Below are 10,009 nucleotides of genomic sequence, written 5' to 3'. Positions count from 1 at the left end.
GCGCCGGGGGCGGGGCAGATAGGGCAGGGCCGCCTGATTACCTGCCCAGTAAAGGGGGTGGATGGGCAGTCCGTCTTCCGTATGTCCGTCGAGGGCCGATAAAGGCCTACCTCGCAAGGTGTCGGTGGCGAGTGCTTCCCATGCGGCTCTGTCGGGCACGGAGAGAGAAGGGTGCTGGGTTTGGCTTGAATTCGGCATCTCTTATCTTTATAGCGAGTTTTTCCATCCTGTTCATCTGTTGCAGGGTGGCTTGCCATGCCGGCCATCTTCCTTTAGCTAGGAAGGTGGAGAGGTGGCCGAGTGGCTGAAGGCGCTCCCCTGCTAAGGGAGTATGGGTTTATAGCCCATCGAGGGTTCGAATCCCTTCCTCTCCGCCACCCTATATTTTATTGAGTTTTACTCAATAAAAATAATATAACGACCCTCCCCACCTCTTTATTTTTATCCCTAAAGGATACTCCTAAAAACTGGGGTAACAAAAGCACCTTCTTGACATTAACTAAACAGAAACCGGAGAAAATGAATGCTCCTGAAAGATAAACTCCGAAATCAGATAAACGCGATTGTGTCGGAAAACAGGAAACTGGGGTTCGATATGTCGTGCGATATGGAGGTTGCAGAACTTTGCGCAAACCTCGCTTCAATTCCGTGTCACAAGCATTTACTGGAGATCGGAACGGGAACTGGTATATCAACTCTCTTTATTGCGCAGTTGATGTCTCAGGAGGCAGAGCTGATTACAATTGATATTGACGCAACATATTCTCAGGTGGCACAAACTGTTCTTGAAGGTCAAAAAAATGTTCGTTTTATCGTTGAAGATGCGGGTACTTTTTTGAAGAAATGCGAACGGCGTCAGTTTTCGTTTATTTTTGCAGATGCTTGGCCTGGGAAATATAGCAACCTGAATCATGCACTCCGCACCTTGGACAAGGGTGGACTATACATAATTGACGACTTATTACCGCAAAGTAACTGGCCGGACCGGCACGGGCCAAGGGTAGATGCACTATTGGAGGTGTTTAGATGTACAGATGATTTTTCACTGAGCTACATGAACTGGAGTTCTGGTGTGGCTATTATCACTAAAACCGGAAACGCTGACGGGATTGAAAATGATCTGGTCAAAGACCCTGAATTTAGTTTTCTGTTTTCTGAGGATTTACCTCAATGAGCAGATAAAGTTGGACGTGCCGCTTACCGCAGGCGGAGGTGTGCACGTCTTGCCGCAATACAGATATTGCCCTAACATACGGCAAAGAAAACTAAGAGGAACCTTGGGTAGTATTTCAGTTTAAGAGAAACATGGCCCGGAGAATTCAGCATGAAAACAAAAGCGAGCATCTTTTTAGGAGAGCTTCTTTTATTGACTGTCTTGCTATCTCCCCTTCAGGCACAGGAGAGTGCATTGCCGGAGACGCAAGGTAATGTGTTGCTGGATAAAAGGTTTTGGCAGACGGCAACGCTGGTGGATGTTAGGGTTGCTCTTCTTCAGGGCGCTGATGTTAGAGCCTTTGATAGGGATGAGGGAGGTCCTCTGCATTATGCGGCGGGTAACATCTCAACACCGGGTGGGATGCAAGCATTACTGGCCCGCGGAGCCGATATAGAGGCCCGCACTAAGTATGGAGTAACGGCCTTGCATGTTGCAGCGGCGTTTAACCGGACACCGGCGGTGGTGAAACTTCTACTGGATCGCGGCGCTGATATAGAAGCCCGCAACAAGAATGGGAGAAAGCCTCTGCATTTAGCGGCGGCGTATAGCGAAACACCGGCAGTGGCGCAACTGTTACTGGCTCGCGGAGCCGACATAGAGGCTCTTGATCAATATAAGAAAACACCTCTGCATGCGGCAGCGATCAATAGCAAAACACCGGCGGTGGTGCAACTGTTACTGGACAATGGGGCGGACATAGAGGTACGCGACCGATATAAGAAAACACCCCTGCATGCGGCAGTGGCCAATAGTGAGATACCGGCAGTGGTGGAACTGTTGTTGAATTATGGAGCCGACATAGAGGCCCTTGATCAGTACAATAAAACACCCCTGCATATGGCAGCGGCCAATAGCAAAACATCGGCAGTGGTGGAGCTGTTATTGGACTATGGGGCTAATGACATGGCGCAGGACATCTGGGGGAACACCCCTTTTGGTTATATTCTGGGTAATAAGGCCCTTGAGAATACTGAAGCCTATCGCCGGCTGAATGAGGTCCGGCGACTGAACGAGATTCGGCCGCTTGATGAGACTCGGCAGCTTGACGAACCTCAATACTGATAAGACACATCGTGCGGAAGTGAGCCGCAGGACAGGCCGGAAACCATCATCTACGGCTCACAAAGGCTGGATAAATGACCTTATCCAGGTCCTTCCGGGCACAACCATCCGCTACCGTCAATATATGGTGGCACGGCTGGTCTGAATGATTAGAAATCGTATGAAAAATAGTTTAAGAGGCGTCGTCTAGCTGAATGTTGACAGCCGATGTCTTGCCTTTGTTTGTTGCCGTCTCAAAGGAGACTTTCTGTCCCTCATCCAGTTGACGCAGGCCGGCTTTTTCTAATGCGCTGATATGAACAAAGACATCTTTTGAACCATCCTCAGGAGCAATGAAGCCATATCCCTTAGTTGTGTTGAACCATTTTACAGTACCGTTTGTCATGATATTTTCCTTTAGCGTTTAGGTTTTTCAGTAGTATTCATCCCAGTAAAACCACACCATGCAGTCTGACCGGTCACTCTTATTCAAACGCTTAGGATCAACAATTTAGGAAGATCTTCAGGCAACTCTTCGTCAGAGCGCACTATCAATAGATAGTATCATTCTCGCAAGAGTAACGAAAACTCAAAGGCCTTATATCCGATCGGGCTGGAGAATGCAAGGAACTCAAAACGGGGGTGGTGTATGCAGGCATATCTGCGCTTTCAGCCGGTCAAATTATAGAGTCTGGCAGTAGTTATGGTATGGTGATAACCGAAATTTGTCTTTTTATGTTTCGTAGAGTTCATGAATATAAGACGTGCAAAAGAAGCCGATGTGGACAGGATGTGGCAGATTATGAAGCCCGTTATCGCTGGAGGCGATACGTATACCTTTGAGCCGGACGCTTCAAAAAGTGATGTGTTGTCCTATTGGATGAATGACAGGCATCATGTTTTTGTGGCTGTGGAGGGGCAGGATATTTGGGGTACATACATGATTAAGGATAATCAGCCGGGCCCGGGGTCTCATGTTGCAAATGCGGGTTTTATGGTGAGCCCCAGGGCGCGGAGCAGGGGTGTTGGATATCAAATGGGAGAGCATGCCTTACTGACGGCCAAAGAGTTGGGGTACAAATTTATGCAGTTTAATATGGTTGTTTCTACCAATGAACCGGCAGTTGCCTTATGGCAGAAACTTGGGTTTGAGATTATCGGAGCTTTGCCGAAATCTTTTAATCACAAGCATTTAGGGCTGACGGATGCTTATGTGATGTACAGAGAACTCTGAATATCAAGTAACATAAATGGAAAGTGGGGAGATGTCTGCAAAACACCACACAGTAACAACACCTCATGGGCAAGTGTCCTATTTAGCATCGGGGGCGGGGTCTGTGGTAGTGATGTTGGCGAGTCTGGGTCGCCCGGCGGAAGATTTTAACCATCTGGCCGCTCGGTTGAGTGATAAGGGTTACCGCACGATTGCCGTCCAGCCGCGTGGTGTTGGGGGTACGGATAGAGGCATTGAAAATCCCACAATGGGAGACTTGGCGGAGGATATTGTCGCGGTTATAGATGCTGAAGCAGGGGAGGTTCCGGTTTTCATCATTGGTCATGCTTTCGGTAACCGCCTTGCGCGCACCGTAGCGGTCATGTATCCGGTGCGTGTTAGGGCGCTGGTTTTATTGGCGGCGGGTGGTAAGGTTCCCATTGCTAAAAAGGCGAGAGACGCACTCATCGGTACGTTTGTTTTGGAGGATCCTGAGGAGAGGCGCCTTGAAGACATTCGCTATGCCCTTTTTGCTGAGGGCAATCCTGTGCCACCGGAGTGGATAGATAATTGGTATCCGGATACCGCTACTTTGCAGTCAAGTGCGGTGCAATCTGTCTCTTATGAGAGTTTCTGGAGCGGTGGGGGGCGTCCCATGTTGGTCATCGCGGGCAAGGCGGATACGATTGCACCAGTTGAAGATACGGTAGCACATCTCAAAGAATCTTATGGCGACCAAATCTCCGTAGCCGAACTTGAGGCTGCCGGTCATGCTTTGTTGCCGGAGCAACCGGAAAAAATAGCAACGCTGGTGTTTGATTACCTAAAATCTCAGGGAGAGTATGAGGAGCGATGAGCGCAAACGAACTCAATCCATCTCCGCCACATCACGTGCAGGCACGAAGGTGGTGGGATGATGTTGGTCTTTTTGCTCATCTTGATTCTATTGCCCCGTATCAAAACCCATCGGGCGGGATAGTGGCGGCTGTGGCCGTCTATGGTTTCACGGGCGCAGGTCAGCACTTTCTTTGTTGGCAAGATACCATTGAATGGTTTTCTTCAACCCTTCGTGGAAAGGGACGGGGCGGTATTCAGGCCATAGCCTCCGCAATTTTTCGTCGCTGACGGCCTTTCGGTGGACTCCGTCAGGCTGAGAAGTGTCCCAGTCAATACGGTCACGAGGCAAATTGATATGGTCAGTGATAGTGTGTGTTAAATCGCGAACGCTGACCTCTTCACCGCCAACATTGACAGGCCAGTCATCTCCGGGAAATGTAATGGCCCGCACAATAACCTTGGCGGCATCTCTCACATAAACAAACTGGCGCATAGGAGTACCGGTTCCCCACGCCTTGACCCGCCCGCCGGATTGATGGGCATCGGCAACCTTCTTGATGAGGGCGCTGATTGCATGAGAGCGGGCTTCTCCAAAAACATCATGCTCGCCATATAAATTGGTAAGGGCTATTTGCACACACTCCATATCATATTGCCGCCGTGCTGCCGCCATGAGAACCAGATGTACACGTTTGGAAAAGCCGTACGCTTCAACGGATTCATGACACCGCCCCTGAAAAATATCTTCCTCGTACATTTCACCGGTTATTTTTTCCGGGTATGAACAACTGCTGCCCACAGAGACGAACTTTTTCACACCCGCCCTGACGGCTGTCTCAAAAACATTAACCGCCATGCGTATATTGCGTGTCGCTATACCAAAGGGATCCGTTTCCAGAAAACCCAGACCGCCATAATAGGCCGCCGAGTGGATAACGGCATTGATAGGAGTGCCGTCTTTGCGGCGGTTCTTAAACCATTCTTTAAGGCCTTCACCGGTTTCTATATCAACATCTTTGTGAGAAGGGGCATGGACAATATAACCTGCGCTCTTTCCCTCGGTGACAATGTGCCGTCCCAGAAAGCCGGTACCTCCTGTCACCATAATGTGTTTTATTCTTCCGGCCATGATCTATCCTTAATGTGTGGTCGGTTTATTCCGTCCGGCTATTATCTTGTTTCATCAGGCTAAGATCAGCGGCCACCATTTCTTTGACCAGATCCTTAAAATCCGTCTTGTGATGCCAGCCAAGGCATTGTTGCGCTTTGCTGGGGTCGCCACACAGAACATCAACCTCATTGGGGCGAAAATAACGTGAGTCAACGCGAATGCGAACTTTACCATTGGCCGCATCTACCCCCACTTCATCCGTTCCCTTGCCTTGCCACTTGATCGTTACACCTATTTCCTGAAAGGCAGTCTCTACAAAGGTGCGTACGGATTGAGTTTCACCGGTTGCCAACACATAGTCTCCGGGTTCATCCTGCTGTAGCATCAACCACATGCCCTCAACAAAGTCGCGGGCGTGTCCCCAGTCGCGCAGGGCATCCAGATTGCCAAGATAGCAGACCTCTTGTAGCCCGAGATGGATGCGGGCTACTGCTTGGGTTACTTTGCGGGACACGAATGTTTCGCCCCGTACGGGACTTTCATGATTGAACAAAATACCGTTGGAGGCGTGCAGACCGTAGGCCTCCCGGTAGTTGACGGTAATCCAATAGGCAAACAGTTTGGCTGTTGCGTAAGGGCTTTGGGGCAGAAAGGGTGTGTGTTCATTTTGCGGTGGTGGTGCCGTTCCATAGAGCTCCGAGGTGGAGGCCTGATAGAACCGGGTTTTATCTTTTAGGTTGAGCAGTTGCACCGCTTCAAGAAGTCTGAGAGCACCCAGTGCATTGGTGTTGGCGGTATATTCGGCGGTATCAAAACTAACCCGCACATGGCTTTGGGCTGCAAGATTGTAAATTTCGTCCGGTTGCACCTCCTGAACTAACCGCACAAGATTGCTACTATCAATCATGTCACCATAGTGCATGAAAAAATTGGTCTCGCCGTCATGGGGATCTCTGTAAAGATGGTTGATGCGGTTGGTGTTAAAACTGGAGGATCTGCGTTTAACGCCGTGGACAATATATCCCTTGTTTAATAGAAACTCCGTTAGCAGGCTGCCATCTTGACCTGTTGTGCCCGTAACCAGAGCAATTTTTTTCTTATTTGCCACTATTGTCCTGCCTTATAACTTAATTTGCTCATCTTTTTCTGCTTTTGACGCCTCCGGTATAATGTCCGGAAAGTCCGTATCGTATCCGGGATGTTTAGCATTCTTATCATGCGCCGCCCATATATAATATTGCCGGAGCGTGTTGAGGCGTTCCGGCTTGATAAAGAGGCCTGATTGTCATGGCGCTTCGTGATGATTTTCGCCAGCATGGCGAACAGGTTTTGCTCCTCCAGAAGGCGGCGGCGGGCCTCAAGAATGGCGGGGAGACGTTTTTCATATCCATTATTGTCAATGACCTGACGGATCGTTGAGAGTGTACCGTTGAAATCCGTTATATCTATGGGGATGAAACTTGCTTCCGGAAAAAAATCTGCGGCGTTGGGACATCCCGCATAAAAGGGCAGGGTGCATCCAAGGAATGCATCGGCTAGTTTTTCCGTCCAATGGTAAGGGGCTATGTGGTTTTCTATGGCTATATGATAGCGGTAGGGGTCGATGGCATCGACTTTTTCGTCAATAGGATTAATTCCCCGACCATAGACGTCCATTTCCGGGAGGGCTTCTTGCAAGCGGCGGGTGAAATGAAACCGCAGATTATGCCAGGTGTGGCGCATCTGTTTGTTGGAGCATAGAGTGGAGATGGTACGGGTTTTGACCGGTGGCGTGGGTGCAGCGCATAATTCATCATGGGTGCCTCGGTAAAGCCATGATCCCATGGGAGGCATGTCTATTCGGTTAGGGTGGGGAAGAGCGTCCGGTTCGTGACTGGTTAGGACGAGGCCGAATTGTGCAGCATATCCGGCGCTATAGAGTTTCACGGCTGAAGGTTCATAGGTCAGCAATATAGTGTGTTCCTGAGGACAGGCGAGATGTTCGCGTCCCAGCCGCCATTTGTGATTGATGTTGAAGGGTAAATCATCAACCACCACGAGCCAGTCGTAGTTTCGGGCTTGGGGGTCCAGAAGAAAGCACACACTGTCCCATTGTGGCATCCCGCCCGGCAGGGGAGCTGTATCTATTCCGTTTTTAGAGATGAGTTTGACGTTTAACATAAGGCAAAAACAGGGTGCAGTCGGGGCATGTTGTCAGCTCCGTATGAGTTCAACCCCTGCGCGCCGTGCAATTTCAGCTTCTACGAGCCATAACCTATCTTGTCCCCACGTTGAAAACAACGGCTCATTGCCTGAGCTTGTCAGATAAAAACTCGGCACGCCCCAAAGACCAAGGTCAAACAACCTCCGCCGGTTTTGTTCTATCTCTTCACGCCAGTCATCGTTGCCGACAATGGCTTTGGCTTGTTTCCAGTCCAGACCGGCATCGGTGACGATGCGCTGCAACCCCCGGTCACTTCCGGCATCCACCCCCCGCGCCCAGACCGCATTCATGAAACTGCGCAGATAATCCTCAGCGCGCCCTTGTTCGCGGGCCCAGAGAAAGAGCGAAAACCCCCGCTCAACAGGGCGGCCCACCGGGTCACATATTCGTCCGAAGGGAACGTTCGCCCAGTCTGCCTCACGCTTTGCGTCATGCATAATATAACGTTGTTTGGAAACCGGCACTGGGAGACCGCGCATAACCATAGGCAATACTGGTTCCAGGTCCAGAGTTACGCCTAGGCGTTGCACCATATCCAGAACAGGAGGGGTAGCGATGGCGCTATAGGGGCTGCGCAGGGAGGGAACAAACGTAAGGGTTTGTCCGGTACCACATCCCTCAGGGGCTTGAGGCTGAGGGCGCGGGACCACCGGAGGTTTACCCGGTAAGCCAACACCGAGGGCCGTGAGACGTTCCTCAAGATACAATAAGCGGTCAACGCCCCAATACCATTCTCCGCCGTAGTGGAAAGTGCCGCTTAGGTAATGACCAAGACTCTGGCGCATCTTTGTGCCGTCTTCTATAGCGCGGACGGTTTCTTCTTCGGAGGCCGTTCCGTGTTTTTGTGCCAGAGTGCTGAGGGTGGCTTCATCACCTGCCCATAAGGCCTCTCCGACTTCTACGGCGGAGGCGGGGAACTCCTCCGGTATGCTGGCCGCCAGAATCCGCTTTGCGAGATTTAATTGAGTCTCATTGGGTTGTCGGCACGGGTCTGTGTAACGGAGACCATACCATGGGGCAATATCCGCGGCATCCTTACGGGAATAGGCAATGAGTTTTTCGCTCTCAGGAGCGGCAGCTTCATCGGGAGGGGTAACCAGAGTGGGAGTCAACTCAATAGTATAGGTATGTTTGAGGTTATCCAACCGCTGTGCGGCAAGGTGACTGTAGGGGTCGTCAACTTGGTGAAAATACCGGATGCAATGAGGTTCCCCGGCGGCACGGCGCCGGTTTTCCTCTGCCGCGCGGCGTTTATCCCGCCGTTTGGAGTCCGTGAGTCGTGCCGATATGACAGGGGCCAAAATTCTTCTGATAAGGGACACCGGCTATTCGCCTCCTGTTTTTGTGGATTGTGTTAGGGTCTGTCGGTTTGACATGAATGTCAAGGACGTCGGAGAGTCGCTTATATGGCGTTGTGTAGTATCGCGTTTGGCGGCAAGGCTTGCCGTGCGGGCTTGTCCGGCGGTATTGTGGAGGTCGGCAGTGAAAGAGAGTAGGAACGTAATATGTTTAAGGGATCTATTGTTGCCCTGATTACGCCGTTTCGTGATGGCGCAGTGGATGAGCCGGCATTGCAGTCTTTGGTGGATTGGCATATAGCGCAGAGAACTCACGGGATTGTACCTTGTGGCACAACGGGGGAGTCGCCAACTCTTAATCATGAAGAGCACAAGCGGGTGATCAGCCTGTGCATAGAGGCAGCTTCAGGGCGTGTGCCGGTGATTGCGGGGAGCGGGTCTAACAGTACCGATGAGGCGGTTGCTTTAACGCGTTTTGCGGAACAGGCCGGAGCGGATGGCGCGCTGGTTGTAACGCCTTATTATAACAAGCCCACTCAGCAAGGGCTTTATGAGCATTTTCGGGTGATTAACGATAGCGTTAAAAACCTTCCCCTTATTATTTATAACATTCCGGGCCGGAGTGTGGTGGATATGTCGGTAGAGACTATGACGCGGTTGTTTGAGTTGCCGCATATCATAGGTGTTAAGGATGCCACCGGTGATGTGGCGCGTGCAAGTCAACAACGTGCGGCCATGGGGCCCGGTTTTTGCATGATATCAGGGAACGATGGAACGACTCTTGGGTTTATGGCTCATGGTGGCCATGGTTGTATATCGGTAACGGCTAATGTAGCGCCGGCGGCGTGTGCGGCTTTTCAGGAGGCGTGTATGGCAGGCCGTTATGAGGAGGCATTGTCGTGGCAGGACCGTTTGATGGATTTACATGAGGGATTATTTTTGGAGGCATCTCCGGCACCTGCCAAATATGGAGCAAGCCTTCTGGAACTATGTTCTGAAGAGGTGCGGCTTCCTCTTGTTCCTATAGGGGATAAGACGCGAACGGCGGTACGCCGGGCCATGTCTCGTGCCGGAGTTCTGGACGGTTGAG

General features: G+C 50.9%; 11 protein-coding genes and 1 tRNA gene. 6 read left to right on the top strand and 6 right to left on the bottom strand.

All coding sequences use genetic code 11. The features are described from left to right. A partial coding sequence (locus V6Z81_06050) for a hypothetical protein (GenBank protein ID MEG9862048.1) occupies window positions 1–198 on the bottom strand: 198 nt, incomplete at its 3' end. 88 nt (window positions 199–286) lie between these two features. Here V6Z81_06050 and V6Z81_06045 point away from each other — a divergent pair. From V6Z81_06045 to V6Z81_06035, 3 genes are all read left to right on the top strand, one after another. Then, a tRNA-Ser gene (locus V6Z81_06045) sits at window positions 287–377 on the top strand. 146 nt (window positions 378–523) lie between these two features. Further along, window positions 524–1,174 (top strand): class I SAM-dependent methyltransferase, encoded by a 651-nt coding sequence (locus V6Z81_06040; protein MEG9862047.1) that lies wholly within the window; start codon window positions 524–526, stop codon window positions 1,172–1,174. Window positions 1,175–1,324: 150 nt separating this feature from the next. Further along, window positions 1,325–2,278, top strand: a complete 954-nt coding sequence (locus V6Z81_06035; GenBank protein MEG9862046.1) for an ankyrin repeat domain-containing protein — start codon at window positions 1,325–1,327, stop codon at window positions 2,276–2,278. Window positions 2,279–2,450: 172 nt separating this feature from the next. Here the strand turns inward: V6Z81_06035 and V6Z81_06030 are convergent, their stop codons facing one another. Beyond that, window positions 2,451–2,663 (bottom strand): cold-shock protein, encoded by a 213-nt coding sequence (locus V6Z81_06030; GenBank protein ID MEG9862045.1) that lies wholly within the window; start codon window positions 2,661–2,663, stop codon window positions 2,451–2,453. 345 nt (window positions 2,664–3,008) lie between these two features. On the opposite strand from V6Z81_06030, the gene V6Z81_06025 reads away from it, so the two are divergent. Next, window positions 3,009–3,491: an N-acetyltransferase gene (locus V6Z81_06025; GenBank protein ID MEG9862044.1), complete on the top strand. Its 483-nt coding sequence runs from the start codon at window positions 3,009–3,011 to the stop codon at window positions 3,489–3,491. Between the two features lie 31 nt (window positions 3,492–3,522). Beyond that, window positions 3,523–4,326, top strand: a complete 804-nt coding sequence (locus V6Z81_06020) for an alpha/beta hydrolase (protein MEG9862043.1) — start codon at window positions 3,523–3,525, stop codon at window positions 4,324–4,326. Window positions 4,327–4,473: 147 nt separating this feature from the next. On the opposite strand, the gene V6Z81_06015 is transcribed toward V6Z81_06020, so the two are convergent. The 4 genes from V6Z81_06015 to V6Z81_06000 are packed head-to-tail and all read right to left on the bottom strand — an operon-like array spanning window position 4,474 to window position 8,943. After that, window positions 4,474–5,436 (bottom strand): NAD-dependent epimerase/dehydratase family protein, encoded by a 963-nt coding sequence (locus tag V6Z81_06015; protein ID MEG9862042.1) that lies wholly within the window; start codon window positions 5,434–5,436, stop codon window positions 4,474–4,476. 25 nt (window positions 5,437–5,461) lie between these two features. Further along, window positions 5,462–6,526: a GDP-mannose 4,6-dehydratase gene (gene gmd / locus V6Z81_06010; GenBank protein MEG9862041.1), complete on the bottom strand. Its 1,065-nt coding sequence runs from the start codon at window positions 6,524–6,526 to the stop codon at window positions 5,462–5,464. Further along, on the bottom strand, window positions 6,526–7,578 hold the full coding sequence (locus tag V6Z81_06005) for a glycosyltransferase family 10 (protein MEG9862040.1): 1,053 nt from the start codon (window positions 7,576–7,578) through the stop codon (window positions 6,526–6,528). Before V6Z81_06005 ends, gmd begins: the two co-directional genes overlap by 1 nt. Window positions 7,579–7,611: 33 nt before the next feature. Continuing rightward, a complete protein-coding gene (locus V6Z81_06000) occupies window positions 7,612–8,943 on the bottom strand; it encodes a DsbA family protein (GenBank protein MEG9862039.1) in 1,332 nt (443 codons plus the stop codon). Between the two features lie 183 nt (window positions 8,944–9,126). Here V6Z81_06000 and dapA point away from each other — a divergent pair, with 183 nt between their 5' ends. Beyond that, the gene (dapA, locus tag V6Z81_05995) at window positions 9,127–10,008 is read left to right on the top strand and encodes a 4-hydroxy-tetrahydrodipicolinate synthase (protein MEG9862038.1); all 882 of its coding nucleotides are present in this window, start codon (window positions 9,127–9,129) and stop codon (window positions 10,006–10,008) included. Window position 10,009: the final 1 nt, after the last annotated feature.

The sequence above is a fragment of the Parvularculales bacterium genome, assembly GCA_036881865.1.
Classification (GTDB): domain Bacteria; phylum Pseudomonadota; class Alphaproteobacteria; order JAPOUT01; family JBAJNM01; genus JBAJNM01.
Note: the sequence above shows the minus strand (reverse complement) of the source record. Positions and strands in the feature narration are given on the sequence as shown.

Coding starts and splice junctions, on each gene's coding strand:
- V6Z81_06030 (MEG9862045.1), bottom strand. CDS start 2,663: ATGACAAACGGTACTGTAAAATGGTTCAACACAACTAAGGGATATGGC.
- V6Z81_06040 (MEG9862047.1), top strand. CDS start 524: ATGCTCCTGAAAGATAAACTCCGAAATCAGATAAACGCGATTGTGTCG.
- V6Z81_06005 (MEG9862040.1), bottom strand. CDS start 7,578: ATGTTAAACGTCAAACTCATCTCTAAAAACGGAATAGATACAGCTCCC.
- V6Z81_06025 (MEG9862044.1), top strand. CDS start 3,009: ATGAATATAAGACGTGCAAAAGAAGCCGATGTGGACAGGATGTGGCAG.
- dapA (MEG9862038.1), top strand. CDS start 9,127: ATGTTTAAGGGATCTATTGTTGCCCTGATTACGCCGTTTCGTGATGGC.
- V6Z81_06015 (MEG9862042.1), bottom strand. CDS start 5,436: ATGGCCGGAAGAATAAAACACATTATGGTGACAGGAGGTACCGGCTTT.
- V6Z81_06020 (MEG9862043.1), top strand. CDS start 3,523: ATGTCTGCAAAACACCACACAGTAACAACACCTCATGGGCAAGTGTCC.
- V6Z81_06035 (MEG9862046.1), top strand. CDS start 1,325: ATGAAAACAAAAGCGAGCATCTTTTTAGGAGAGCTTCTTTTATTGACT.